This window comes from Glaciecola sp. 33A (assembly GCF_002836745.1).
In the GTDB taxonomy this organism is placed as follows: domain Bacteria; phylum Pseudomonadota; class Gammaproteobacteria; order Enterobacterales; family Alteromonadaceae; genus Glaciecola.
This window is the reverse complement of record NZ_PJAR01000040.1, coordinates 239053-265545: the sequence shown is the minus strand read 5'-3', so window position 1 is coordinate 265545 and position 26493 is coordinate 239053. Positions and strand designations below refer to the sequence as shown.

Genomic DNA, 26493 nt, shown 5'->3' with positions numbered 1-26493 from the left:
GCTCTAGTTCGAAATATAAGGCTATTTCAAATAAGACTATTTCCAGTGAACTGGTGTCAAATGAACTTCTCTCAATTGAACTTCTCTCGATTGAACTTCTCTCGATTGAACTTCTCTCGATTGAACCTACTTCAAGTAGCCGTGTTCAGCTAAAAATGACATGCTGATGTCTTGATCTTCTTGTGCCGCTTTGTCGCCTAGCATTAACCTTTCGAGGTATCGAGCGATAACATCAACTTCTAAATTGACTTTGGTTCCTATTGCATAGGTGCCCATGACTGTTTCTTGTAAAGTATGAGGAATTAACCACAACATAAAAGATGCCCCTTTTACTTCATTAACGGTTAAACTTACCCCATCAACCGTAATTGAGCCTTTGTGTGCAATATACTTAGCCAATTCGTCAGGCGCTCTTACCCAAATTTCAACATAACGTTGGTGATCAGTAACGGAAAGCACTTTGCCCACACCATCAACGTGACCACTGACAATGTGACCACCAAATCTAGTGTCAGCACGCATTGCTTTTTCAAGATTCACTGCACTGCCATTACTATAATCAGCAAACCCTGTGTGTTTTATAGTTTCAGAGGAAACATCAACGCTGTAATAGTTCGCGCCAAAAGCGACAACTGTTAAGCAAACGCCATTGGTGGCGATGCTATCACCTAAGGCAACGTCGCTCATATCAAGCTTGCCTGTTTCTACGGTCAGGCGAATATCGTCGCCATGATTGACCAAAGATTTAATCGTTCCTTTGGCTTCTATAATCCCAGTAAACATTCACCGACACTCCTAATGCTGTTTCATTGTTGTTAGCTTTTAATCAATAAGCGAATTTTTAGATCGCTTCCAACTTGAGTCACTTCCTCGAATTCTGTTTTTATAGCTTGTCGTAAACTTGTCAATTGACCTATATTCACAGCACTTCTAGCGTTGCTACCAAGCAACATCGGCGCTTGATAAACAATCAATTCATTAACTAGATTCACGCTCAAAAGTGCGCCTGACAGCGCTGCACCCGTTTCAGTCCAAACACGATTAATCTGCTTTTCAGCTAAAACATGCATTATAGCCTGTAAATCTAAATACTGGCGAGGTTGCGTTGTTTGATTTCCTTTTGGATCAACCAATGCTACTTGAATTTGTTCGATGTTGTTCGCCGTTAACAGAGGGTTATGTTGCGCATTGAACACCATTACTTTGTGTTCGTCTTGAAAAATTTGATAATTATTATGCAGCCTATTTTGGCCATCAATAATGACTCGGACTGGCTGAGCAGCGCGCTGTTGAAAAAGCGAACTTGCAAATTCAGGCAACTCATCAATACGCACGTTCAATTTTGGATTATCCGCTATGACAGTATCAGCACCGCTTAAAATAGCACAACTACAGGCCCTTTCTAGCTGCACATTTACGCGTGATTTTGGCCCTGTGATCCACTTGCTCTGGCCATCTTGTAGGGCCGTTTTACCGTCAATACTGGTCGCTAGTTTGACGATCACCCAGGGTTTGTTATAGGTCATGCGGAAGTTAAATGCGGTATTTAACTTTTGCGCTTCAGCTCCCATCAACCCGGTATCAACTTGAATACCCGCGTCTTGTAAAAGCGCTATACCTTTATTCATTACTTCAGGGTTACTGTCCACACTGGCTATTACCACCCGTGCTATTTGCGCTTCAATAAGTGCTATTGCACAAGGAGGCGTTTTACCGGTGTGGCTGCACGGTTCGAGAGTGACATAAGCGGTTGCGCCACTCGTTACAGGTTGAAAAAGAGGGTCACGTTGCCGCATTGCATTGTGCTGGTGAGGAATGAAGCCGGCGTCTAGTAGTGCATTCACTTCCGCATGACCTTGGCCCGCTTTTTGGTGATAACCTTGCCCGATTAAGTTACCGTTTTTATCAACAATAACGCAGCCCACATTTGGATTAGGCATTGTTGAAAATCGACCGTTGCGCGCCAGTTTCAACGCAATAGACATCCAATGTGCATCAATTTTAGTGAACTTGGGCATTAATCACCTAGCTTGGCAATTTCTTCACCAAACTCTCTAATATCCTCAAATGAACGATATACCGAGGCAAAACGAACATATGCCACTTTGTCCAACTCTTTAAGTTCATCCATGATCAGGCTGCCCAGAAACTCGCTTTTAATCTCTCGCTCACCAGTTGCGCGCAATGATGACTTGATACGTACAATACAGTTTTCAACTTTCTCAGTACTAACCGGTCGTTTTTCGAGTGCTCTTTGCAGCCCTGCCCGCAGTTTGTCTTCATTGAACGGCTCCCGCCTATCGTCGCGTTTAACAACACGAGGCATAACGAGTTCCGCAATCTCAAAAGTGGTATATCGTTCGCGGCAGTCGAGACATTCACGGCGTCTGCGCACCTGTGCACCGTCGGCCACAAGCCTCGAATCAATAACTTTGGTTTCCTGTGCAGAACAAAATGGGCAAAACATGAGCAAACGCTCCAAAAATACGCAAGGCCATACACAATGTATGGCCTGCAATCTAGCTTCTGTTAAAAAATGTGTTAACTAGCTTTACACTCACTAACCATAAACAGGGAAGCGTTCACACAATTCAACGACTTCACCTTTCACTCTTTGTATAACATTTTGATCTTCAATATTATCTAGTACATCGCACATCCAAGTAGCAACTTGGCTTGCTTGTGCTTCCTTGAATCCGCGTCTCGTTATCGCAGGAGAGCCAATACGCAAGCCACTTGTGACAAAAGGTGATCTTGGATCATTAGGTACAGAGTTTTTATTTACCGTAATATTTGCGCTACCTAAAGCAGCATCAGCGGCCTTACCTGTAATGTCTTTGTCAATTAAATCTAACAAAAATAAGTGGTTATCGGTGCCGTTCGACACAATCTTATAACCGCGTTCTTGCATAACCGCGACCATCGCTTTAGCGTTTTTAAGCACTTGTTGCTGATAAGTTTTAAATTCAGGTTCAAGCGCTTCTTTAAATGCAACTGCTTTAGCTGCAATAACGTGACACAGAGGTCCGCCTTGATTGCCTGGAAATACCGAACTATTGAATTTTTTATATAAAGCTTCATCGCCACAAGCGGACAAAATCAAACCACCGCGTGGCCCTGCTAATGTTTTATGTGTGGTCGTGGTAACAACGTGCGCATGTGGTAATGGGCTAGGATAAACACCCGCCGCAACTAAACCGGCAACGTGAGCCATATCCACTAGTAAGTAAGCACCTACTTTGTCTGCAATTTCTCGGAAACGAGCCCAATCAACGATACCTGAATAAGCAGAAAAACCACCAATAATTAATTTAGGCTTGTGCTCTACTGCAAGTGCTTCAACTTGATCGTAATCAATAATGCCGGTTTCTGGGTGCAAGCCATACTGAACCGCATTATAAATTTTACCCGAGAAGTTAACATGAGAACCATGTGTGAGGTGACCACCATCAGCCAAGCTCATTCCCAATACCGTATCGTTGCCATTAATTAATGCCATGAAGACGGCCGTGTTCGCCTGTGAACCAGAGTGCGGCTGAACGTTTGCATAATCACAATCAAACAACTGCTTTGCTCTTTCTATAGCCAATTCTTCTGCAATATCAACAAACTCACAACCGCCGTAGTAACGCTTACCAGGGTAGCCTTCAGCGTATTTATTAGTCAGTTGTGAACCCTGAGCTTCCATCACTCTCGGGCTGCAATAATTTTCAGACGCAATAAGCTCGATATGATGTTCTTGACGCTGGTTTTCTTGATTTATCGCAGCTGCCAATTCTGGATCGAATTCTGCAATATTCATCTTTTTTGATAACATGTGGATCTCCTGCTGAGCTTGTTTTGCGTGCACATTTCAGTTCGTCTCAATTCTTCAATAGCAATACAAATAAGGCTTTCGTTATATTGCCGCTGTCGATGCTGATAAGAGGATCGTAGAACATACGTCTTCACCTAAATTTGAGTGTGATATTTTAAGCATTTTGAGGCGCTTGTATAGCGCTTTATTGGAATTAAATATAAGCAATTGTAAAGATTACTTATGCAGACCTTCTAATGTTTTAACTCGGTCAATCAATTTGTCTATTTGACGCAACCTAACGGTATTTTTTTGCCATTCTCTATTGGGTTGCACAGGCATGCCTGATGAGTAAACACCTGACTGATTGATTGATTTAGTTACCATACTAAAACCAGTTATTTGCACCTTGTCGCAAATATCAATATGCCCATTCACCACGCAGGTTCCTGCAATTACAACATATTTACCTATGTTAGAACTGCCTGCAATGCCAGTCCCGCCGCATATACACGAGTGATCACCGACTGTTACGTTGTGTGCAATTTGCACCAAATTATCAATAATTACATCGTTGCCAATAATCGTGTTATCCAGCGCACCCCGATCAATACAAGTGTTAGCTCCGATTTCACAATCGTCACCTATCACAACGGTACCCGTTTGCGGGATCTTTACCCATACACCATTGTCGTTAGCATAACCAAACCCATCAGAGCCAATAACCGTGCCGCTGTGAATTGAGACTCTATGGCCTAAAATGACGCGATGATAAAGCGTCACATTTGCACGTAAATTTACGTCGTCTCCTATTTTCGCGCCTTCGCCAACCACCGTGTTAGCCCCTATTGTAGCATTTTTTCCAATTTTTACGTTTTTTTCAATTACAACACCTGGTGCAATACTCGCGTTATCTCCAATATTGGCACTTGGGTGAATACGTGCCAACTCAGAAATAAGCTTGTCAGGTATTGGTGATGAATCTAACAATTGAGCCGCTTTCGCAAAGGCGACATAGGGGTCCGTATGAATAATTTTATTGGTTGCACAAAATTCGACATCCGCCTCCTTCAGTATAACCGCCGTTGCTTTTGTAATTGCCATTGCATTCTTATATTTTGCATTAGTTAAGAATGACATCTGTCCACTTTTAGCACCTTCTAAAGTGCCCATGCTGGTGATAATGGCGTTCGGATCGCCCTGTAACTCGCCACCGATAAGTTGCGCGAGTTCTTGCAAAGAGTAAGACGCTGGCATACGACTCCTTATGTTAAACGCTTGTGTTAAACGCTTATGTTAAACGCTTATGTTAAACGCTTATGTTAAACGCTTATGTTAAAAAGCTTGTGTTAAAAAGCTTGTGTTATGAACACGTTATTATGTTTTATTAATGATATCACAGATATTAGCTAGTACTTAATTGCCAAAGTCCTTACAATTCACACATACAAATTCAGTTAAACAGACTCTGTCCGACATAGATACGCGTTGAAACGTATTTATGTTCTGAATTAATACAACATATCAACATTAAGGTTAAAAGAAAGAACTATGGCTCAATATGTGTACAGCATGAATAGAGTGGGAAAAATTGTCCCACCTAATCGTCAAATCCTGAAAAATATTTCCCTCAGCTTCTTTCCTGGTGCCAAAATTGGTGTTTTAGGTCTGAATGGGTCAGGTAAGTCAACTTTGCTGCGTATCATGGCAGGAATTGATACTGATATTGAAGGTGAAGCTATTCCGCAAACGGGTCTGAAAATTGGCTACTTGCCACAAGAGCCTCAACTGGATGAAAGCAAAGATGTTAGAGGCAATGTTGAAGAAGCTGTAGCTGATGTTGCTCATGCCCTTTCGCGACTTGACGAGATATATGCAGCTTACGCTGAACCCGATGCAGACTTCGATGCGCTAGCGCAAGAACAAGGTGAAATGGAAGCCATTATTCAAACCAAAGATGGCCACAATTTAGAAAATGCATTAGAACGGGCCGCAAATGCATTACGTTTACCACCTTGGGATGCTGATGTCAGCACGCTTTCAGGTGGTGAAAGGCGCCGCGTTGCTCTGTGCCGATTATTGTTGGAAAAACCAGAAATGCTGCTACTCGACGAGCCTACCAACCATTTAGATGCAGAATCAGTGGCATGGCTAGAACGTTTCTTACATGACTATGAGGGCACTGTTGTCGCCATTACCCACGATAGATATTTCCTTGATAATGTTGCTGGTTGGATACTCGAGCTTGACCGTGGTCAAGGTATTCCATGGGAAGGCAACTACTCTAGTTGGTTAGAACAAAAAGACGCGCGTTTGGCCCAAGAAGAACGCACTGAGAGTGCGCGTCAGCGATCTATTAAGCAAGAGCTTGAGTGGGTACGAAGCAATCCAAAAGGTCGTCAAGCCAAGAGTAAATCAAGAATGTCGCGCTTTGAGGAGCTTAACTCTGGGGATTACCAAAAACGTAATGAAACAAATGAATTATTTATTCCACCGGGTGAGCGTTTAGGTGACAAAGTAATTGAAGTAACTAATCTGAGAAAGTCATATGGCGATCGTCTGTTAATTGATGATCTTAGTTTCAAAATACCCAAAGGGGCGATTGTTGGTATTGTCGGACCTAACGGTGCGGGTAAATCAACCTTGTTTAGAATGCTGACAGGTCAAGAACAGCCTGATTCGGGTAAAATAGACATAGGCGAAACGGTTCAACTAGCCAGTGTTGACCAATTTAGAGATCACATGGATGGCGACAAAACGGTTTATCAAGAACTGTCCGATGGTCAGGATATTGTTCGTATTGGTAACTTTGAGCTTAATAGTCGCGCATATTGCAGTCGTTTTAACTTTAAAGGATCCGATCAGCAAAAATTTGTAAAAGACTTGTCGGGTGGTGAGCGCAACCGAGTTCATTTAGCTAAGCTTTTAAAGGCAGGCGGTAATACATTGCTGTTGGATGAACCAACCAACGATCTTGATGTTGAAACTTTGCGCGCATTGGAGAATGCAATATTAGAATTCCCTGGTTGCGTGATGGTTATTTCGCATGACAGATGGTTTTTGGACCGAGTGGCTACGCATATTATGGATTATCGAGATGAAGGTAAGATTAACTTCTACGAAGGTAACTATAATGAGTACGAGACATGGATAAAAGAAACTTACGGTCATGACGTTGTTGAGCCACATCGTTTGAAATACAAGAAAATCAGTTAACTCGCTCAGTCTTAAGGGCATTCTAGCAACACCTGATATTACAAAAAAAATACTAAAAAAGAGCTGTGTTTTGGTAAAGTGTGCATCGTCATGGAGCCACTTTATTATGTACCAGCTCTTTTTTTTGTGCTGCTAACCGCTAATTTACGGTAACGTAGAATGAAGGTAATTTGCCAACGCATCCGTTTGCTCTAGGGGGAGCATATGGCCAGCACCAACAATCACCTCTTTGTGCAGTGAAGCTGCACCTGCAGCAATATCATTAATTTGGGTTACAGTAGCGATATTATCTTGCTCACCGACCACAAAATAAGTGGCAAAGGTTTGTTTACTTAATTTTTTAATCAGGTCCTGTCTGTTGGCTGTGGCATTGGTTTGTGCCGCAAGTACAGCTGGTCCTAAATCATCGGCCATTTCTTTTATAAGCTCAGCAATAACGCCATTTTCATGATTTTTAGTGTGTAACATAAATTCAATATATGACTGCGTCATGCCTTTATATTGTTTGTTTTTAATTGCGCCTAACAACAGCTTACGTTGCGCTAAATCTTGACTTGCTAACGCGGTTCCTGTGCTGGACAGCAGTGTTAACGAGGCTACTTTTTCTGGGCTAGCCAACGCAACAAGCGCCGCAATATACCCCCCCATTGAAAAACCGACCAAGTGTACTTTGGACGGAAAATAAGCCAGTCGGTCTTCACTCAACGCCAGCATTTGCTCTAAATCATCAGCCCATTGCAGTGGTACGAATGCCTTATTCTCCATTGAGTTACCGTTTGCATTGAGTGCCAGCCATAGCGGCATAAAAATGCGTTCGTCACACAACGTTCCGGGGAAAAATACAACAGGTGTCTTAATTGAATGGGTCATTAATAACTTCCAGTGCGCTTAAATAGCTTCTAATGCTTCGGCAAGTCGACTGACGGGCACCACTTCAATACCCACTATTTTATGTTTAGGCATATTTGCTTTGGGTACTATTGCTCGTTTAAAACCGTGTTTAGCAGCTTCTGTTATGCGGTCAAGACCATTGGGTACAGGCCTAATTTCACCTGACAAACCGACTTCACCAAACGCAATTAGCTCTTTTGATAAAGTATAATTACGAAAGCTAGAAACCATTGCTAACAAAACCGCGAGGTCGGCGCCTGTTTCCGTAATCTTAACTCCTCCCACTACGTTAACAAATACATCTTGATCGTTCATTTGCACGTTACCATGGCGATGCATAACTGCCAGCAACATGGCCAGCCGATTTTGATCGACACCCACCGCAACCCGCCTTGGGTTAGACATCTGTGAATAGTCCACCAGCGCTTGTATCTCAACAAGCAGCGGACGGGTTCCTTCCCAAATCGTCATCACGATACTGCCAGGAGAAGCTTCATCTTCGCGATTTAAGAAAATAGCGGAGGGATTGGACACCTCTTTCATGCCCTTTTCTGTCATTCCAAACACACCTAACTCATTAACCGCACCAAACCTATTTTTAGTGCCTCGCAGAGTACGAAAACGGCTGTCACTTTCACCTTCTAGCATTATTGAGCAGTCAATACAGTGTTCTAACACTTTAGGGCCAGCCAAGCTGCCATCCTTAGTCACGTGTCCCACTAAAAACATCGCTATATGATGCTGTTTTGCAAACCGCGTTAAAGCAGCTGCACTTTCTCTCACTTGCGAGACACCGCCTGGTGCGGACTGAATATCACTCATGTGCATCACTTGTATTGAATCAATAACCATAATCGTTGGCTTGTGCTGAAGCGCCAATTGACAAATAGTGTCGATGTTTGTTTCAGCCAATAATTTGAGCTTATCGTCGGGTAGTTGCAATCGCTTAGCACGCATTGCGACCTGCTGAAGTGATTCTTCACCTGTCACATACAAAGTGGACTTCGTCTTCGCTAACAAACACATAACTTGCAGTAATAGCGTACTTTTACCGGCACCGGGGGAACCACCAATTAATATCGCTGAGCCAGGCACAATACCGCCACCAAGCACACGGTCAAGTTCCTTAAAACCAGACGAAAAACGGGGTAACGCAGCTAAATCGATTTCATTTAAGACTTCAACTTTCGCCGCAGTTATCCCAGAAAAACCATTGCGACCTGCAGGGACACTTTTTGTTGGTGAATTTTCAATCACAATTTCAGTGAGCGTGTTCCATTCACGACACTCATTACATTGCCCTTGCCAGCGCGGATGGTCTGAGCCGCAGTCGTTACAAACAAAAGCCGTTTTTCTCTTAGCCATGATTAATTTGAGTTCTCAATATAGGGTTTTTTTGACATTTCGTGTTATCGTTAAAGAATAACTAAATTTGTGGCAAAAATCCGTTTAGAAATGAAGTTTTTTGCCGATAAATGGATTGGTAGGCGTTATTAAAAGGTGCAGAAGAGACAATAGTCTATCTTACTAGCAAAAACGACGGCCTACAGAATAGGACTGCATGACAAACGAACTGTCCCAACACTTATATCTTATCAATAAACTAGCTCCATTTGTAGAGAAGCCGGAATTTTCGCGCCTGTTAAATGAAGCAACTAAAGATTTCAGCAACGAAAATCGTTTCTTACTAAAAATGGAGATGAAACGGCTGTCAAAACCATGCATTCGTTCAATTGATCTAAGAACCCGTGTCAGTTCACCTTGCGAACTAGTCTCCTTTCAAGGAATTAAGCATTACTTACACCAACCTGCGGCTCAATTATTTGCACAATTAGTTGAGCAATATGCTAGTTATACCTTTGGAGTCTATGAGTCGGTATTAGATTTGGCAGAGCGTGAGTTTAAGGCCAATACAGGCATAATGACATCAACCGAACAACAAAAAATAGACAGCCGCAAGTCAAATTCTGAAAAGTATATTGTTACTAATCAACAATTATTAAATTTTTCACACCGCCGCGAAGAGCGCATGAATTATGTGGTCCTTATAGAAATATTTTTGGATAATAATAACAGCCTATTTGCAGCAACTGTCGACATCAGTCCTAATGGTCTAAAGCTTAAGCTGAAAAATCCATCTGAGCTCGGCATGATAAAGGCGTTGGCGCCTGCGAGTATCGTCTTTCGTGGTTTTCAATCTGATTCAGGTTTAACAAAAGAAACCATTGAGTACCGAGTGTTGGGCATTTCAGGAGAGGCAGAGCAAGCAAGAGTTCATGTTTATCGCGATTCAAGATCAGGACCTCAAATTTTTAATAATTACGTAAAAAATCTGATCAAATCTAATAAACGCAAATACAAAGTGAATCTTGACAACGCGGTGGCTGCTTTAGATGACAAAATTCATGAACAAGCATTCGCAAGCACGACACCGTCATTGTCAGTATTCTTAGATACTCAAGACCCACAAATGCCCACGGCCAAGTTTGCCTGCGTGAATGGGACAAATAAAGAGATCATGGATTATTGGTTAGATGAAAACGATGAGCAAAATATTGGCTTTTTGCTGAACCCACCAAGACTCCTTAGGATGCTCAACAGCGCTAACTCCGATGACTGCCTGTGGGCATATGCCTTTACTCATATTAAAGACGGTAAAGTTTACTTTTATTCAGCAACCAGCGCAGAATTAGAACATGAGCCTGAACTAAAAGCGGTGTTTTTGAGTTATGCCTCACGCAAAGTCAGTTGGCGAGTGTATAAAATTGTTTGCAGCGATATTGATCCGCAGTCGGCTTACGTTCCCAGTGCCATGCCTACAGGTATCAATCGTAAAATTGATAGATTAAATCGCCCATTAACACCCAGGCTTGAATCAAAACTAAAAAACATAAAGCACATGATAAGCGTGACAGATGTGACTCATTTAGTTGCGCAACAGTGCTATCAGAAGAACACCTTAAATAGAGATAAAATTAAGCACTTGGCTACTTTTGGACATCCTCGAAATAGACCTCCCGTCACAGTGCTTTCATTTCGTTACAAGCAACAAGAATTGCGCAAAGAAACGCGGTATAAGTTGCGCACATCGATCAGACTAGAAAACTACGATGTCGATCTTACGGGCGTCAGCGAAGATTGCTCGATTAGCGGGCTGAAGTTAGAACTCGATTCACCTTTTGAACAGCGTATTAATTCAAAAGTGAGTATTTCATTCCCTATTTTACAAAAAAAGACCACACAATTTATATTGGAAGACTTAAAGTACAGAGTCAAGCATATCAATTACGACAAGCTGGTTCTTCATTTGGAAGCGATAACAGAGGAGGAGCTTAGCGTCGCAGAGAAGTTTTTTACCCAATTAATAGATAATAATAAAGATAAACTTAAAACTATTACAAACGAAGAATCGGTGCCAGGTATGGGCCACGCATTGCGTTGCATGCAAGCTAAAAACACGCCGCAATTATGCATTTATATGCAAAAACACAATGGTGGTTATTTTCCTACTGCCACAACAATGCAACCAATGGGGGCGTCGTGGTTAAACTTACTGCAACACGATATGCCGGCAACAAAAATGAATAGCGCTTGGTTATTTCAAGATAAACACAAGGGTAATGCGTTCATACGAGACGCGTTGCGCGCTTTGCGACTAGACCTACGTCCTATTCAGGCAGAAATATATGTCGCATTTGACCCCAAAGATATCGACTATGAAACCGCGATTGTTGCGCAGTGGGAAAACGAATTAGCCACTCACCGTTCAAAATTACAATTCATTAAGACCGCGATGGCCAGAGGTGAGTTTTATGCATTCAGCGTTCATGTTAGTCGCTCAAATCGTCCTGACACTTCTTTTTTAGAGCAAGAGATGTCGTATATTACTCGCTACGCTATTCACAAAGCGAAACAATTAGAAGAACAAATGTGGGATATTGCAGGTCAAGTTTATTTGACTGATATTACACAAGAAGCAATTTATCGTTATAAACTGGATAAGTAGAGTGGTTTTTAAAAGCAATGTATATTCATTGACCGTGCTTCACTATTTGGTATCGATTGTTGCGGCAATCGAAATGTGCACTTTTTAAACATTTTTTTATATTCAACAATGATTAAGCGTGTATTTTGCAAATAAAGCACTGCGTTTTGGATTGAATTGGTCCTATTTGCCCACTATCTTACTAATAAAGTAAAATTACTTTATTGAAATAATTTAAATGATTGTTTTATATCAGTTAATATGCGAAATAGTAACGAAGCACATGGAAATTTAGACTTTAATTTAAAATAAAAATATACTTTAGTTTATTGTTTTTAATACAATTATTACGTATTAGTCTTAAAACCGTTTATTGTTGCTATATATAATAGACGTTACGCCATTGTTTTAGTAAGTTCATCTCATAACAGAGATATATCTGTTTTATTATTTGATGTAACAGCACGTATACAGCCACGAGATAAATCAAGAAAGCCCTAAGGTAACGCATGAATAAATACACATTACACGTAATTGCACTGGTATTTACTACTGCACTAGTTGGGTGTGACAAGACAGAGGTGGGCGATATTTCACTGGGTGTATTTACCACTCAAGATATTAAACTCAATACCCTTGTTGACCCTTTAGTGACGGGCGTGACTTGTCATGTTGCCAGCATTGAAGCCGATTTAAGCTTAGCCGATCCTTCAGATAGCTCAATTGCGTGCAGACAGACAGGTGAAATTACCGCTGCTATGATTGCGCAAGTTGACAAATCAAAGTCTGGTGAAATTGTGTTTAGAAAATCGAAAAGTATCTTTTTCAAAAGCATGAAAATACGTCGTGTATTTGACGCAGACTCTCAAACTTTAATGTACGTGTCCTATTCCACCAAGGAAACTTCTGGCAGCTTCAAGCACAGTCTATCAACGGTGCCACTTTGGGGAACTCAGGCCTATGTTAACCCAACAAATACAATACCGCTTCCAAACCACTAAAGCGAATTGAGTTAGCTGCCTGCTCTTGTACTTTGGGTTTCGCCTTAAATGCGATGCCTGTGCCTGCCACCGACATCATTACTAAGTCGTTCGCGCCATCGCCAACGGCGATTGTGTTTGTGATGGGAATATCATTTTCTTTTGCCAATTGTTGCAAAATATTGGCTTTGGCTTGGGCGTCAACAACTCTACCTAACACTTTGCCTGTGAGCTTATTATCGTTAACTTCTAGAGTGTTGCTAAACGCGTAGTCTAGCTCGAATAGGACCTTTATGTGATCGGCAAAATAAGTAAATCCCCCAGATGCTATTGCAATTTTCCATTCGTTGCGTTTTAACTCATTCATCAAGATAACAAAACCAGGCATGAACGGCAGGCGCTTGCGTATGTTTAGCAAAGCATCCAACTCTACCCCATTTAAGCACGCTACACGTTGATGTAAGCTTTGTGTAAACGCAATTTCACCCAGCATTGCTTGTTCAGTTACTTTAGTAACGGCATCACCCACACCGGCTAATTTAGCAATTTCGTCGATGCATTCCATTTCTATTAAGGTGCTGTCCATGTCAAACACGGCGAGTCCCTTTTGCTCGAAAGAGATATTAGGTTTCAAAAAGACATCAATGAAAAGAGCTTCACTTAGCCGTTTAAGTTTCCGGTTGAGTTCTTTTGTTGTTATCCCAGACTCATCGATGTGGCAATCTATATTCACCACCATTTTATCAAATGCAGCATGATAGGCATTTGCAGTAATTTTGACTGAGTTTGATTGAATGGGTAGCGCAGCAACAATTTCCTCAAGCATTAGAAAATGAAGGCCCGTAGCGGCGACAATAAAAGTATGCAAAGCATCGTTACTTTTAATATCTAATGTTTGATCACAGCCATTCATATGATTCTGGCTATACCATTTAGCCATCAATGCTTGTATTGCAGGGTTATCAACTGCGTCGTTTGAATGCGGCTTATTTGCATGCGCTTGGTTTTGAGCGCCATACACTAACCACAACGTATTTTTTTGTGTTAGATAGTTAGCAAATGAGGTCGTACTCAGTTGTGTGGTAGTTTGTGTGGGTATAAGGTACAAAATAGATCCTAAGAATACGTGTTTCCTTTATAAACCTGATGATACCTAAAGGCTATCAGCAATAAAACAAAGTCTTGGCAAAAAGGGTTATTTATCCTATTGTTGTCGCGTTATCATTACCATTGAGAAAATCTTGTTTAAGCAAAGCACACCTAACTTTTCCATGTTAAAACGCATATCAAATTTTATACTGGCTGTGTGTATTGTGGTTATCGGTGTTAATTTATGGTTTATGCACAACAAAAATGCGAATGAATGGTATAGCTTAGAGTCAGAACAACTGGGCAGGAGCTTGGCCGCTCAAGCCTCGCGAATGTTAGCCGGACCGTTGCAAAAGGATGACCAAGACAGTATCGAAAACTATGTCAGTACGATTGAGACTGATAGTTTAGTCAAAGGCACCTCTTTATATGACCAGACCGGTAAGACAATTAAAAGTTTTGATGAAAACTATTCGATCATAGAGCAATTTAGAGTGTTGGACCAACCACCGCTTATCTTCGTTGAAGACATCATTTATGACGGCAAAACTATCGGTTACGTAAAACTGTTACTGGATCGCCAAGCTATTATTAAACATCACAAGGCATTTAATCGCAAACAACTAATTCAAACTGGTCTAATTATGCTCTTAACCGCTATTTGCGCAATGATATTAACGCGCCTATTTTATAAAGTACGAGCTAACTATCAATTCAATGATAAACCAAAGAGCGTTAAATAATTCATGGTTGTTTGTTGTTTAATTTCTTGTGAAGATATATTTTTGAGTTCAGCCAAGGCATTAACAACCAACCCAAGTTGACTTGGTTGATTGCGTTGCCCCTGGAAACCACTGAGCGGCATATCAGGTGAGTCTGTCTCGATAACAAGTTTGTCTAACGGAAGCTTTGCAATACTGCATCTGGTTTTATTAGCACGCAAATAGGTGATAGTGCCACCCACTCCTAATAAAAAACCCATATCAATGTACGTCATCGCTTCATGATAACTACCTGAAAATGCGTGAAGTATGCCTCCGCCGTGGTATTTTTGTTCTTTCAAAAGACGAATAAGGTGATTGTGGGATTTTCTGTGATGCAGAATAATGGGCTTTTTATACTCCGCAGCAAGACTAAGTTGAGCGCACAATATTTTCTTTTGATACGCTATATTCAGGGGTAAACTGCCATCCAAGCCCATTTCACCAAAAGCGATATAATGGTCTTGATACAAGTTAGCCAAGTGTGACAACTCATCGAGCATAAGTTGAGTCTGTGCTGTATCCTGTAATTTAAGAAAATAAGGGTGTAAACCTAACGCAATATCTATTTGTGCATATCGCCGCTTTAAGTCTAGTAATCTAACAAATTGCCGATTACTTAAGCCAAGCACTAACAGGCGCTCTATACCCTCATCAAAGGCATGTTTTAATACATTGTCACGGTCGCTATCGAATACTTCAAGGTCTATATGACAGTGACTATCAATCATAACTTACGGCATTAATCGTTGTGTTGTCCAACTGCCATCATCTTGTTTACTATATTCGAAGCGGTCATGTAAACGATATTCGCCTCCTTGCCAAAATTCGATTTGCTGGGGCTCAACACGAAAACCGCCCCAAAAGTCGGGTAACGGCACTTGACCATTGGCAAACTTTTCTTTCATTTGAGCAAACTGAGTCACTAATAATTCACGCGTCGAAATTGGCTGGCTTTGTTGTGATGCCCAAGCACCTAGCTGACTATCTTTGGGACGAGAGAAAAAATATTTCGCAACTTCGGTCCGTGTGAGGGCTTTAGCCACACCATTAACTCTGACTTGGCGCTCTAAAAAGTACCATGGAAAATGCAACGAAATTTTTGAATTATGGGCTAAATCTTTGGCTTTTCGGCTACCCAAATTGGTATAAAACACAAAGCCTTCGTTACTCAAGTCTTTAAGCAACACAATACGTTGGCTGGGTTGCCCTGTTGCATCCACAGTAGCTACTGTCATGGCATTTGGATCGGGCAGTTTTGCGTTAATTGCATCATCTAACCATATTTTAAATAAATCGACAGGATGCTCTGTAAGCGCCTCTGATGTTAAATGACCCGCTGTATATTCTTTTCTAAAACCACTAAGGTCTTGCATATTTTTTTCCACAATAGTACTAAAAGTAATTATGTAAGGTGCTTTACCCTTTATAGTCGTTATCGTAACCAAGGGATCGCAATGCACGTTCATCATCCGCCCAACCAGCTTTGACCTTAACCCACAACTCGAGGAATACTTTATTATCGAATAATGCTTCCATATCCTTTCGCGCCTCGGCGCCCATTGTTTTAAGATGACTACCTGATTTACCAATAATCATGCGCTTTTGTGTTTCGCGATCCACCAATATCAAGCCATTAATATGATAAATCCCTCTTGGCGTTAGCTTAAACTGTTCTATTTCAACCGTTGTTGCATAGGGTAATTCGTCGCCGGTAAAACGCATCAATTTTTCTCTGATTATTTCAGCCGCCATAAATCGACTTGAACGGTCAGTAATGTAATCTTCAGGGAAATAAAATTCACTCGGTGGTAACGCCTTCATTACGAGTTGACGCAAATGGTCGATTTGTTTATTTTGTTTAGCACTGACTGGAATGACATTTTCAAAGTCATGTTTTTCATTAAGGGTTTTTAATGTATCCATTAAAAGTGCTTTGTCAGTGACTTTGTCAGTTTTATTAACCACTAACCAACAAGGTATATTTGCCTGCTTTATTTTAGATAAAACCAGATCATCATCCTCAGTCCACCGTGTTCCCTCTATAATAAACAACACTAAAAACACTTCACCCAATGAACTTGCCGCAGCGCGGTTCATCAAACGGTTAATAGCACGCTTCTCGTCACCATGTAAGCCGGGGGTATCAACGTATATTGCTTGGCGATCGTCCAAGGTATCTATACCCATGATGCGATGTCGCGTTGTTTGCGGCTTGCGCGAGGTAATACTGACCTTTTGTCCTAAAATTTGATTTAGAATAGTCGATTTACCAACATTCGGGCGACCAACAATGGCAACCATCCCACAATGTTTATTACTCATTTAATAACTTCTCTAATGTTTGTTTAGCCGCGTTTTGCTCGGCTTGTCGACGACTTTTACCTTTACCAATCTGGCTTGTATTCAATGGCTCTACGGTGCAATCAACTTCAAAAGTTTGCGCATGGTCCTTACCACTAATCGACACGACTTCGTAGTTTGGCAGGGGCAATTGTCTGGACTGCAAAAATTCTTGCAACTGTGTTTTATTGTCTTTTATTTGTCTATGCGGGTCGAGCTTCTCAATGCGGCTAGCAAATAATTTAATTATAGTGTCTTTTGCAGCATCTATACCCGCTTCTAAAAATATTGCGCCTATCACCGCTTCAACAGCATCAGCAAGGGTTGAACTGCGCCGATGCCCTCCACTTTTCATTTCGCCAGAACCTAATTTCAGTAAAGCACCGAAATCATGTTCTTTGGCAATAAGTGCTAAGGTATCGCCCTTTACAAGTGATGAACGCATTCTCGTTAACTTGCCTTCGGGTTGCTCCGGAAATTGCTGGTATAAAAGGTCAGCAACCACCATACCTAGAACTGCATCGCCCAAAAACTCAAGTCTTTCGTTGTGAATTTTAGCCGCGCTACGGTGCGTAAATGCTTGTTCAAGCAAAGCCTCATCTTCAAATGTATAGCCAAGTACTTTGTCTAATCTTATATATGGATTCATTATAGCTCTTTGCGATGCCTATTTAATTTGCGACTCTTGCGGTAATAACGACTTACCTGAAACGCAAAAGATATAGACACCTTTGATGTTAACTAACATTTAGACAGCTAAGCCATTATTGGCGATAAGCGCCAGCTAATTAATACTACCACTGCGTTCAAAACGAATACCTGAGGGCACCCATGTAGGTAACAAGTCCTCTGGCACTCGATCGAACTCAAAACTAACCCAAATGAGCACGGCCTCACCAACTAAGTTGGCCTCTGGAACAAAACCCCAATAGCGGCCATCTTCACTATTATCACGATTGTCTCCCATCGCGAAATAGCTTTCCGCGGGAACAATCCACTCATTGATAGCAGTTCCTGGTTGCACTGGCTCGTAGCGCGCTGTTGCATCAATTGCGCCTGGATTGCGCAATAGAGAATGCTGTTTATTACCTAGATCTTCCGTATATTCTTCAAGATAGACACCGCGGCTAATGTAATCCGTTCTACCTGAAAAAATTTGCTTAACCGCTTTTTCTGTTGGGCAAGGCTGCTGTTTGTCGCAGGCCTCAGTGATATATAATTGCTTGTTACGATAGATTATCGTGTCACCAGGTAAACCAATGATACGTTTTATGAAATCAATATTAGGGTCCTTTGGAAACTTAAATACAGCAACATCTCCCCTTTTTGGCTCACCTGTTTCGATCAACGTAGTTCTAAAAATAGGATCTTTAATACCATAACTAAACTTTTCAACCAAAATAAAATCGCCCACCAGCAACGTCGGCATCATCGAGCCAGAGGGAATTTGAAAAGGTTCATATAAAAAAGAACGGAACACCATGACGAGCGCAAAAATGGGAAAAAACTGTTTTGCGTTGTCTACTAAGGCAGGCAAGTAAGGATCTGCATCCTCACCTATTAACTCAGTAATCGTGTTATCACCTAAAATAGCTTTTCGTTCTTCTAGTGCCATTGCTATTCTTTTAGGTGCAAATAACCAGGCATCAATTGCCCAGATAAAACCGGTAATAGCCGTCATTGCGACCAGAAACATTGCAAAATAATTAGCCATTAGTTGTCCACCTTCAAGATTGCTAAGAACGCATCTTGCGGCAACTCTACATTTCCTACTTGCTTCATACGCTTTTTACCAGCTTTTTGTTTTTGTAATAACTTTTTCTTACGGCTGATGTCACCACCATAGCACTTCGCAATCACGTTTTTACGTAATTGCTTAACCGTACTACGAGCAACAATATGTGTACCAATGGTTGCCTGAATGGCGATATCAAACATTTGTCTTGGGATTAACTCTTGTAATTTATCAACCAAATCACGGCCACGCTTTTGTGAGTTGGCTTTGTGCGTTATCAGTGCTAGCGCGTCAACTCTCTCACCGTTAATAAGTATATCTAAGCGCACCATATCGGCGACTTGAAAACGACTGAAGTTATAATCCAGGGATGCAAAGCCCCTGCTGGTTGATTTTAGTCTATCAAAGAAATCGAGAACCACTTCTGCCATTGGCATATCGTAGGTAACAGCGACTTGTTTACCGTGATATGTCATTGCTGTTTGCATGCCACGTTTGTCTACACAAAGTTTGATGACGCTACCTAAATACTCCTGTGGAACCAGAATATTGGCAACTACGATCGGCTCCCGGATCTCGTCGATATCGTTGACCGCCGGTAACTTCGATGGGTTATCTACTTGTAGCACTTCGCCTTTGTTTGTTTTGACTTGATAAACAACCGTTGGTGCCGTTGTGATTAAATCTAAATTGTATTCACGCTCTAGACGTTCTTGAATGATTTCCATGTGCAACATACCAAGGAAACCAATTCTAAAACCAAAGCCTAATGCGGCAGAACTCTCTGGCTCATAAAACAAAGATGCATCATTTAAACTGAGTTTTGATAGTGCGTCACGAAAGTCTTCATAATCATCGGAGCTTACCGGAAATAAACCGGCATATACTTGTGGTTTGATTTTCTTAAAGCCTGGCAATGCTTTTGTAGCAGGCGCTTTAGCTAAGGTAATTGTGTCTCCAACGGGAGCACCATTGATTTCTTTTATACCTGCGATAATGAAACCTACCTCGCCTGCTCGCAAAGTACCTGTATCGGTCTGTTTTGGCGTAAAAATACCGACCTTATCAACCTGATGTATAATACCATTTGACATGATTTGGATTTTATCTTTTGCATTTAGCTGGCCTTCCACTATGCGCACAAGTGAAACGACGCCTTGATAATTATCAAACCAAGAATCGATAATTAATGCCTGTAGCGGCGCTTCAACGTCACCGACCGGTGGTGGAATGCGTCTCACTATCTCTTCTAATACTTCTTCAATGCCTACGCCGGTTTTAGCTGAGCATCGAACAGCATCGATTGCATCAATACCAATAATATCTTCAATTTCTTCAGCAACACGCTCTGGCTCAGCTTGTGGCAAATCTATTTTATTTATAATTGGCACAACTTCCATATTCAAATCCATCGCCGTATAGCAATTTGCGAGCGTCTGCGCTTCAACGCCTTGGCCTGCATCAACAACTAAGAGAGCGCCTTCACACGCGGCTAGTGAGCGTGATACTTCATAAGTAAAATCGACATGTCCCGGCGTATCAATAAAGTTAAGTTGATACTTTTCACCATCATTCGCTTGATAATACAGTGTGACGCTTTGCGCTTTAATAGTTATTCCACGTTCACGCTCGATATCCATCGAATCAAGCACTTGAGCAGACATTTCGCGATTTGTTAAACCACCACAAGTTTGAATAAGTCGATCAGCAAGCGTCGACTTGCCGTGGTCGATATGCGCAATAATGCTGAAGTTGCGAATGTTCTTTAGTTGCATAAATTTAGCTACTTGTCCTGAAGTTACCTGGGTATATATTTAGTCCAAAGACGCTTTTTTTGCTGTTTGGACTGACCTTGGTTTTATAAGCGAAAAATAAAGATGCGATTTTACCGTTTTATCGGCACAAATGCGAACGATAACCACATTATTACTACGCTTGGACTGGTTAACTTGCTCAAAAGCTGACAATAATTTATTAAAAAGTGTTATGCACTGTACTCAGCGAGATTAATTAGTATAGATAAATACGCTAAATTAGATTATTTTTTTGAGTGGAATTTCATTTTTCATGGTAACGGTGGCATCGTTTACTGCGCCCAAAATAACGGGCGAAAACTGTCCTTTATCCTGTTTTTTCGCAAATTTCGAGATTTGCCAAAAGCTTATCGCAGTGGCAGTAAAACCGAATAAAATTTGCCAGCCTTCATCTAGCTCTGGAAGCAGGAATTGCAAACACGATACAGATACAATTAAGACTAAAATAGGCAACAAATATACCAATATCGAAGCACCTATTAGTTGCTCTTCTGGTATCCCTAATTTAACAGTTTGCCCTTCCTTTAAGTCATAAAGGCTTATTAGTTTGAGTAATTCTGGTTTCGCCGTAAAGGCTTTTGCAACCACGCTCGTTCCACAATTTTTGCTGACATGGCAAGTACCACAGGTCGTCTTAATCTGGGTTTCAATCCAAACTTCATTGCCTTTCACTTTCTTAACGGTACCGGTTTCTTCAATCATAATTTACTATTAATTTGTGACTTCGATCGACTTTGCCATGAGTTGCGCAGTGATTAAAGGTATATCTCCAACCACCGTAACTTGCACTTTGCCATCAGTGCGAGAATGCACCGTGTTAGCGCCATTACTTAAATTAACGTCACTTTGAAAAACACCCGTTGCTGCTTGAATATAAACGGAAACGTTGACCAGACCATCGCTGAACAAACTATATTCAGCCACCTGTCCTGTTATCGCTAATTGATGAATATCTTGCTTTACGGGTTTCATACCCACAGGTAAAAAAGTCAAAGACCACTCGTGCTTTCGCTGCGGTGGACTCACTACATTGATTACCCGAGGTAAGTTATCTCGCTGTAACTGGCTAAATACGTCAGCAACTTTATCATCAACTTTTAGCTGAGTGACTTGAATTTGCTGTAACAACTTGCCATCTAAGCCATGCATATTTAACTTGAGCAACATGCCGGTTTCTTCGTCCAACCATAAATGATACCCATATCTTGTTTTATCAATACTGGTGATACGAATTTGTTGCGCCGAGCGCCCAGATATTCTATTTCTACCTACGAGTAAAAATTGGTAGCTCATTTGAAGTTGCTCAGGTTCGTGCAGCAACGCATATGGTATGGGCCCATCAATTGCGTTTCCATACATACTGTAGGGTGGATAACCTGGTTGAAACACACTCACAACATCATTGACTCGAATGTTCTCAAATCCGGGACCATTTAATAGGCTAAGTTGCTCTATTTGTGTGCCATCGTCCATTTTGGCATGACGCCATAAAAACGGTTGAGTGTCTTTTCCTGGAATATTTAACACAAATGAGACTTCGTAATTTAAAAGTGAGGTTTGTCGGGCTAAACGCTCCAACCAACTAATTGCAGATAGTGGGTCAAAGATGTTTTTAACCTTCAAAACATCTTGGGCAAGCTCTTCGGCGATTACTTGTTGGATTTCTGAACGAAGCGCTCTCGATTCGTTTCTAGACTGTAGCGATTGTTCGGTTGCTAATGACGGCTCTGATGACGGCTCTGATTGGACAGCTGCTGTGTTGATGGGCCCAGCAACCGACCAAGAAATAAAACCGAAAGCCCCGAGAAGCATGAAAAGTAAACTCCACTTACAGAGCAGATTACCGATATTGGCCCTACTACTCACATTGTTTACTCCGTTTATTATATTACTTTTGAGCTTGGTCTACGCTCGGCTCGGCCGTTGGTGTCTCTGAATTTCTATTTTGACCTGCATTTTTAAGTTTAAGTTGGCGCTGATGATCTTCAATAATTGCATTAATCTGGCGCTGCTGTTCAAGCACTATAGCCATACCTTCACGATCAACACTCTGACTTTTATTTAAGCTCACCGGGGCTAAACCACCTTGTGGGCCAAATTCGGTCGGGGCAGTCAAAAACGGCAGCGTTTCTTCTGGTTGGTTATATGACTGGTAACTGAATATCATCACCGCTGTAGCACAAGCAGCAACAGCCAGTTGTCCACTTTGTTTTATCAACGGAATAACATTTGCAACAATTGGAAGCTCTCGCCAAGCGAGTTTTGGTGCGATCATTGGCAACTCGTTTTCCAATTTTTTCGCAATTTCAGCACTGATATCAAAATGAATATCAGTGCTCATCTCATTACGAATGCAATCTCTCACTAAGTGGTAACGTTTCCATTTGTCAGCGAGTTCCGGATCTCTCGTCAAGCTTTTGGCTATGTCAGGATCATAGTGCTCGCCATCTACAAAGGCTGATAATTTTTCGAGCTGTTGTGTCATATAATAAATTCCTACGTTAACACTGCTAATACTACATCATTTTCTTTAGTGAACGCTACACTTCAGTGTTTATGTTTGCATTAAAGGCACGATGACTTTGTCAATTGCCTCTCGGGCTCTAAAAATCCTTGACCGAACTGTTCCAACCGGACATTCCATCACTGCAGCTATTTCTTCATAGCTTAAGCCTTCGATCTCTCGTAACGTAATTGCCGAGCGTAAATCTTCGGGTAACGCGTCTATTGCTGTAAATAATTTTTGCTGTAATTCGTTAGATAACAAAGCACGTTCAGGAGAATTATTTTCCTTTAATGCGTCACTTCCATCGTAATAATCAGCTTCGCTCGCATCAACATCACTTGCTGGCGGTTTGCGCCCTTGGGATGTTAAATAATTCTTTGCACTGTTTACCGCTATCCTATACAGCCATGTGTAAAAAGCACTTTCGCCTCTAAAATTGGGTAGTGCTCTGTACGCTTTTATAAACGCTTCTTGCGTTACATCCGCGACATCCCCACTGTTCTTCACGTACCTTGAAACAATATTCATCACCTTGTTTTGATGACGGATAACTAACAAATTGAAAGCGTTCTTATTGCCTTTCTGTACCTGCTCAACTAATTCTTGATCGGTTTTCTGCTCGCTCATTCGAGCCACTACTCCTAAAACACATCGCTTATGGCTCATGCAAGTGTAGTAATAGACTGACACTTTATGGTTAAGTTCGATATACAGCTAAAATAATTTATAAATAACCATCAGTTGTAATTTTTTACTAGATGATTAATATGTCGATACCTTATATTTGTACATGTTACCCGAAAAACGACCTATGTCTCAAACAATTGAACATCGCTGTGATTTATTAATAGTGGGTAGTGGCGCAGCAGGGTTAAGCCTGGCTTTAAAAATGGCTGAATTCTGCGACGTTATCGTGCTCAGTAAAAGTGACATTAATGAAGGTAGCACTCGCTACGCGCAAGGTGGAATTGCTGCCGTGTTTGACGATACAGACTCTATCGACGACCATGTCAAAGACACGCTAAATGCAGGCGCTGGACTATGTGATGAAGCTGTTGTTGCTTTTACGGTGCGCAATGCAAAAGAAAGTATGGAATGGTTGATTAATAAAGGCGTTCCTTTCGACCAAGAGAAAAGTGAGAATGGTGAAACTAAATTTCATCTGACGCGCGAGGGTGGACATAGCCATAGAAGAATATTGCATGCTGCCGATGCAACGGGCGCGGCGGTGCAAAAAACGCTGTCGGATAACGTCGCCAATCATCCCAATATCCACTTATTTGAACGCTACAACGCGATTGACTTGATAAAGAGCAAAATTTCGCCAGATCATTGCGTTGGCGCCTATGTTTGGAATCGTAAAAAAGAACAAGTGGAAGTGATCAGGTCGCGCTTCACAACGCTTGCGACAGGCGGCGGCAGTAAGGTTTATCAATACACATCAAACCCAGATGTATCTAGCGGCGACGGCGTCGCCATGGCATGGCGAGCCGGATGTAAAATAGCCAACATGGAGTTTAACCAATTCCATCCTACTTGCTTGTTTCATCCGGACGCAGGAAACTTTCTTATCAGCGAAGCATTGCGCGGAGAAGGCGCATTTTTATGCCACCAAGATGGCACTAAGTTTATGCATAAATTTGATGAGCGCGGTGATTTGGCGCCGCGTGATATTGTTGCCAGAGCCATCGATTTTGAAATGAAGCGTCTCGGTGCTGACTGTATGTACTTAGATATTAGCCACAAGCCCAATGATTTCATCAAAAAACACTTTCCCAATATTTATAGTCGCTGTTGTTCATTGGGCATAGATATTACGACTCAAGCAATACCGGTAGTTCCTGCTGCGCACTACACATGTGGAGGCGTTGTTACGGATTTTGATGCCCGCACTAACTTAGAAAATGTATATGCTATCGGCGAAACTGCATACACAGGTTTGCATGGGGCGAACCGAATGGCCAGTAATTCCTTACTAGAATGCGTTGTGTTTGCGCATGCCGCTGCCAAGCATATTGTGAAGCGCATGCACGAAACCTGGATTGATGAGCCAATACAAGCTTGGGATGAGAGCCGAGTAATTGATTCAGATGAACTGGTGATTATTCAACACAATTGGCACGAACTTCGACTTTTCATGTGGGATTATGTCGGTATTGTGCGCACTAATAAACGACTAGAGCGAGCGTTGAGACGCATAAACTTACTTAAACAAGAAATTGACGAATACTACAGTAATTTCAAGGTCAGCAATAATATGTTGGAGTTAAGGAATCTGGTTTGTGTCGCACAATTAATTGTGACCTGTGCGATGCAAAGGAAAGAAAGCAGAGGATTGCACTACAACTTAGACTACCCCAACATGCTAGAGAAGCCTGAACCTACCGTTATTCAAAATGAAATGTCATAGCGCAAATAGTAATGTACTAAGCAATTATCATATTTGTGCGCAAATGCTCTCTTTCCTTGGAGCGGCTTTGTGAGGTCAGCGAAAAATCTATCTGCTCCATTTCAAGGTTTACGTTTAATTGACAGCATGTTGGTAAATAGATAGGTTGCATAAATTGTGTAGAAAATTGCATTGGTGTCTGCGCCAATGCCCTTTTACCATTTTGCATTTCTTGTTTTAATACCGCTGATAAGCAAATTGCCTCTGAATACATTCCATGTGCAATAGCTTGCCTAAAGCCCATCACTTTTGCTGTCCAACGAGACAAATGTATTGGATTGAAGTCACCTGAAACTCGCGCATAGTTGCGTCCTATGCCAAGAGGGAAATCCATCTCTATGGTTTTATTAAATGGAGAAATAACGGCCTCGACTATCGGTATTATAGAAGCTGTTTGGCCGCCATTATCAGCTTTCACATGCAGTTCACCAATACTCATATCAGTCGCCAGTGCCACGTTCTCATTAACTTGGTTATGGTTATGTTTTTGCCTAGATAAATAATAAGACGTACCGGAAATTGCTAACTTGCCATCCACAAAACCTTCACTTAAGACAGCAAAAACCCAGCCTTTTTTATGCCAAGTGAGTCCATTAAACGATGTTTTTAACATCAATTTTGAATTTTGTTCAGGCAAGCAATTTACCTTAATAAAATTGGCTAAATGCACTAGGCCCATCGGTTTAAATGGAAACGGTTTGTTTACCATCATCTCCAGTTGCATAGGTAAGGTGAGGACTTGCAGGTAATTGGGATGTATTACAGATGCTATGCCAAGCCTCCACCTAACAGCGGTGTTGTAACGCTCACAATGAATTGTGTTTATTTGGATTTCTTTTCGAAGACTACTCAACGGTAGCGCAGGTATATCACAATCATGGCGTTGTGGATTATACAAAGCCGCTTTTAATAAGCCTATGTTCATCAT

General features: G+C 41.4%; 24 protein-coding genes. 5 read left to right on the top strand and 19 right to left on the bottom strand.

Going from position 1 to position 26493, the window contains the following annotated elements:
• Positions 1-126: 126 nt before the first annotated feature.
• The 5 genes from CXF81_RS11440 to lpxD form a co-directional block, all read right to left on the bottom strand.
• Positions 127-783 carry a riboflavin synthase gene (locus CXF81_RS11440; protein ID WP_101181473.1) on the bottom strand — a complete coding sequence of 219 codons (657 nt, stop codon included), beginning with the start codon at positions 781-783 and terminating at the stop codon, positions 127-129.
• 32 nt (positions 784-815) lie between these two features.
• Positions 816-2018: a bifunctional diaminohydroxyphosphoribosylaminopyrimidine deaminase/5-amino-6-(5-phosphoribosylamino)uracil reductase RibD gene (gene ribD, locus CXF81_RS11435; RefSeq protein ID WP_101181472.1), complete on the bottom strand. Its 1203-nt coding sequence runs from the start codon at positions 2016-2018 to the stop codon at positions 816-818.
• Positions 2018-2467, bottom strand: coding sequence for a transcriptional regulator NrdR (gene nrdR, locus CXF81_RS11430; RefSeq protein ID WP_101181471.1), 450 nt, complete (start codon positions 2465-2467; stop codon positions 2018-2020). The genes ribD and nrdR overlap by 1 nt, the downstream gene beginning before the upstream one ends.
• A 93-nt stretch (positions 2468-2560) precedes the next feature.
• Complete coding sequence (gene glyA / locus CXF81_RS11425) at positions 2561-3817, bottom strand: serine hydroxymethyltransferase (protein ID WP_101181470.1); 1257 nt, start codon at positions 3815-3817, stop codon at positions 2561-2563.
• Positions 3818-4033: 216 nt separating this feature from the next.
• Complete coding sequence (gene lpxD / locus CXF81_RS11420) at positions 4034-5053, bottom strand: UDP-3-O-(3-hydroxymyristoyl)glucosamine N-acyltransferase (protein ID WP_101181469.1); 1020 nt, start codon at positions 5051-5053, stop codon at positions 4034-4036.
• A gap of 294 nt (positions 5054-5347) precedes the next feature.
• Between lpxD and ettA the strand changes: the two genes are divergently transcribed.
• Complete coding sequence (ettA, locus tag CXF81_RS11415) at positions 5348-7012, top strand: energy-dependent translational throttle protein EttA (RefSeq protein WP_101181468.1); 1665 nt, start codon at positions 5348-5350, stop codon at positions 7010-7012.
• Between the two features lie 144 nt (positions 7013-7156).
• Here ettA and CXF81_RS11410 read toward each other — a convergent pair whose 3' ends face one another.
• Positions 7157-7882 carry an alpha/beta fold hydrolase gene (locus tag CXF81_RS11410; protein ID WP_101181467.1) on the bottom strand — a complete coding sequence of 242 codons (726 nt, stop codon included), beginning with the start codon at positions 7880-7882 and terminating at the stop codon, positions 7157-7159.
• Between the two features lie 18 nt (positions 7883-7900).
• Positions 7901-9268 carry a DNA repair protein RadA gene (gene radA, locus CXF81_RS11405; RefSeq protein ID WP_101181466.1) on the bottom strand — a complete coding sequence of 456 codons (1368 nt, stop codon included), beginning with the start codon at positions 9266-9268 and terminating at the stop codon, positions 7901-7903.
• A 196-nt stretch (positions 9269-9464) separates the two neighbouring features.
• Between radA and CXF81_RS11400 the strand changes: the two genes are divergently transcribed.
• Both CXF81_RS11400 and CXF81_RS11395 read left to right on the top strand, forming a co-directional pair.
• The gene (locus CXF81_RS11400) at positions 9465-11909 is read left to right on the top strand and encodes a PilZ domain-containing protein (protein WP_101181465.1); all 2445 of its coding nucleotides are present in this window, start codon (positions 9465-9467) and stop codon (positions 11907-11909) included.
• A gap of 488 nt (positions 11910-12397) precedes the next feature.
• Positions 12398-12889, top strand: a complete 492-nt coding sequence (locus CXF81_RS11395) for a CreA family protein (RefSeq protein ID WP_101181464.1) — start codon at positions 12398-12400, stop codon at positions 12887-12889.
• On the opposite strand, the gene serB is transcribed toward CXF81_RS11395, so the two are convergent.
• Complete coding sequence (serB, locus tag CXF81_RS11390) at positions 12852-13976, bottom strand: phosphoserine phosphatase SerB (RefSeq protein ID WP_101181463.1); 1125 nt, start codon at positions 13974-13976, stop codon at positions 12852-12854. The two genes, CXF81_RS11395 and serB, sit on opposite strands and share 38 nt — an antisense overlap.
• A 133-nt stretch (positions 13977-14109) precedes the next feature.
• On the opposite strand from serB, the gene CXF81_RS11385 reads away from it, so the two are divergent.
• Positions 14110-14700 (top strand): AhpA/YtjB family protein, encoded by a 591-nt coding sequence (locus tag CXF81_RS11385; RefSeq protein ID WP_232771895.1) that lies wholly within the window; start codon positions 14110-14112, stop codon positions 14698-14700.
• On the opposite strand, the gene CXF81_RS11380 is transcribed toward CXF81_RS11385, so the two are convergent.
• The 10 genes from CXF81_RS11380 to rpoE all read right to left on the bottom strand — a co-directional run bounded on the left by CXF81_RS11380 (position 14667) and on the right by rpoE (position 23743).
• Positions 14667-15449, bottom strand: coding sequence for a TatD family hydrolase (locus CXF81_RS11380; RefSeq protein ID WP_101181461.1), 783 nt, complete (start codon positions 15447-15449; stop codon positions 14667-14669). The two genes, CXF81_RS11385 and CXF81_RS11380, sit on opposite strands and share 34 nt — an antisense overlap.
• Before the next feature lie 3 nt (positions 15450-15452).
• A complete protein-coding gene (gene pdxH / locus CXF81_RS11375) occupies positions 15453-16094 on the bottom strand; it encodes a pyridoxamine 5'-phosphate oxidase (protein ID WP_198556384.1) in 642 nt (213 codons plus the stop codon).
• A 43-nt stretch (positions 16095-16137) separates the two neighbouring features.
• Positions 16138-17043, bottom strand: a complete 906-nt coding sequence (era, locus tag CXF81_RS11370) for a GTPase Era (protein ID WP_006009924.1) — start codon at positions 17041-17043, stop codon at positions 16138-16140.
• Positions 17036-17710, bottom strand: a complete 675-nt coding sequence (rnc, locus tag CXF81_RS11365; protein WP_101181459.1) for a ribonuclease III — start codon at positions 17708-17710, stop codon at positions 17036-17038. Before rnc ends, era begins: the two co-directional genes overlap by 8 nt.
• Positions 17711-17845: 135 nt before the next feature.
• Complete coding sequence (lepB, locus tag CXF81_RS11360) at positions 17846-18775, bottom strand: signal peptidase I (RefSeq protein ID WP_101181458.1); 930 nt, start codon at positions 18773-18775, stop codon at positions 17846-17848.
• The gene (lepA, locus tag CXF81_RS11355) at positions 18775-20571 is read right to left on the bottom strand and encodes a translation elongation factor 4 (protein WP_101181457.1); all 1797 of its coding nucleotides are present in this window, start codon (positions 20569-20571) and stop codon (positions 18775-18777) included. Before lepA ends, lepB begins: the two co-directional genes overlap by 1 nt.
• A gap of 258 nt (positions 20572-20829) precedes the next feature.
• Positions 20830-21312: a SoxR reducing system RseC family protein gene (locus CXF81_RS11350; protein WP_101181456.1), complete on the bottom strand. Its 483-nt coding sequence runs from the start codon at positions 21310-21312 to the stop codon at positions 20830-20832.
• 9 nt (positions 21313-21321) lie between these two features.
• Entirely contained in the window at positions 21322-22476 is a 1155-nt protein-coding gene (locus CXF81_RS11345; protein ID WP_232771894.1) for a MucB/RseB C-terminal domain-containing protein, read from the bottom strand.
• A gap of 22 nt (positions 22477-22498) precedes the next feature.
• Complete coding sequence (locus CXF81_RS11340) at positions 22499-23095, bottom strand: sigma-E factor negative regulatory protein (RefSeq protein ID WP_101181454.1); 597 nt, start codon at positions 23093-23095, stop codon at positions 22499-22501.
• A gap of 69 nt (positions 23096-23164) precedes the next feature.
• Positions 23165-23743 carry an RNA polymerase sigma factor RpoE gene (gene rpoE / locus CXF81_RS11335; RefSeq protein ID WP_101181453.1) on the bottom strand — a complete coding sequence of 193 codons (579 nt, stop codon included), beginning with the start codon at positions 23741-23743 and terminating at the stop codon, positions 23165-23167.
• Positions 23744-23927: 184 nt separating this feature from the next.
• Here rpoE and nadB point away from each other — a divergent pair, with 184 nt between their 5' ends.
• A complete protein-coding gene (gene nadB, locus CXF81_RS11330; protein WP_101181513.1) occupies positions 23928-25526 on the top strand; it encodes an L-aspartate oxidase in 1599 nt (532 codons plus the stop codon).
• A gap of 16 nt (positions 25527-25542) precedes the next feature.
• On the opposite strand, the gene CXF81_RS11325 is transcribed toward nadB, so the two are convergent.
• Positions 25543-26493, bottom strand: coding sequence for a MaoC/PaaZ C-terminal domain-containing protein (locus CXF81_RS11325; protein WP_101181452.1), 951 nt, complete (start codon positions 26491-26493; stop codon positions 25543-25545).

What these genes read in the sequence shown, in the direction of transcription:
- rnc (WP_101181459.1), bottom strand. Translation starts at nt 17,710, where the DNA reads ATGAATCCATATATAAGATTAGACAAAGTACTTGGCTATACATTTGAA.
- lepA (WP_101181457.1), bottom strand. Translation starts at nt 20,571, where the DNA reads ATGCAACTAAAGAACATTCGCAACTTCAGCATTATTGCGCATATCGAC.
- CXF81_RS11410 (WP_101181467.1), bottom strand. Translation starts at nt 7,882, where the DNA reads ATGACCCATTCAATTAAGACACCTGTTGTATTTTTCCCCGGAACGTTG.
- CXF81_RS11340 (WP_101181454.1), bottom strand. Translation starts at nt 23,095, where the DNA reads ATGACACAACAGCTCGAAAAATTATCAGCCTTTGTAGATGGCGAGCAC.
- pdxH (WP_198556384.1), bottom strand. Translation starts at nt 16,094, where the DNA reads ATGCAAGACCTTAGTGGTTTTAGAAAAGAATATACAGCGGGTCATTTA.
- CXF81_RS11440 (WP_101181473.1), bottom strand. Translation starts at nt 783, where the DNA reads ATGTTTACTGGGATTATAGAAGCCAAAGGAACGATTAAATCTTTGGTC.
- era (WP_006009924.1), bottom strand. Translation starts at nt 17,043, where the DNA reads ATGAGTAATAAACATTGTGGGATGGTTGCCATTGTTGGTCGCCCGAAT.
- glyA (WP_101181470.1), bottom strand. Translation starts at nt 3,817, where the DNA reads ATGTTATCAAAAAAGATGAATATTGCAGAATTCGATCCAGAATTGGCA.
- nrdR (WP_101181471.1), bottom strand. Translation starts at nt 2,467, where the DNA reads ATGTTTTGCCCATTTTGTTCTGCACAGGAAACCAAAGTTATTGATTCG.
- CXF81_RS11325 (WP_101181452.1), bottom strand. Translation starts at nt 26,493, where the DNA reads ATGATGAACATAGGCTTATTAAAAGCGGCTTTGTATAATCCACAACGC.
- CXF81_RS11380 (WP_101181461.1), bottom strand. Translation starts at nt 15,449, where the DNA reads ATGATTGATAGTCACTGTCATATAGACCTTGAAGTATTCGATAGCGAC.
- CXF81_RS11395 (WP_101181464.1), top strand. Translation starts at nt 12,398, where the DNA reads ATGAATAAATACACATTACACGTAATTGCACTGGTATTTACTACTGCA.
- CXF81_RS11400 (WP_101181465.1), top strand. Translation starts at nt 9,465, where the DNA reads ATGACAAACGAACTGTCCCAACACTTATATCTTATCAATAAACTAGCT.
- ettA (WP_101181468.1), top strand. Translation starts at nt 5,348, where the DNA reads ATGGCTCAATATGTGTACAGCATGAATAGAGTGGGAAAAATTGTCCCA.
- nadB (WP_101181513.1), top strand. Translation starts at nt 23,928, where the DNA reads ATGTCTCAAACAATTGAACATCGCTGTGATTTATTAATAGTGGGTAGT.
- ribD (WP_101181472.1), bottom strand. Translation starts at nt 2,018, where the DNA reads ATGCCCAAGTTCACTAAAATTGATGCACATTGGATGTCTATTGCGTTG.
- radA (WP_101181466.1), bottom strand. Translation starts at nt 9,268, where the DNA reads ATGGCTAAGAGAAAAACGGCTTTTGTTTGTAACGACTGCGGCTCAGAC.
- rpoE (WP_101181453.1), bottom strand. Translation starts at nt 23,743, where the DNA reads ATGAGCGAGCAGAAAACCGATCAAGAATTAGTTGAGCAGGTACAGAAA.
- lpxD (WP_101181469.1), bottom strand. Translation starts at nt 5,053, where the DNA reads ATGCCAGCGTCTTACTCTTTGCAAGAACTCGCGCAACTTATCGGTGGC.
- lepB (WP_101181458.1), bottom strand. Translation starts at nt 18,775, where the DNA reads ATGGCTAATTATTTTGCAATGTTTCTGGTCGCAATGACGGCTATTACC.
- CXF81_RS11350 (WP_101181456.1), bottom strand. Translation starts at nt 21,312, where the DNA reads ATGATTGAAGAAACCGGTACCGTTAAGAAAGTGAAAGGCAATGAAGTT.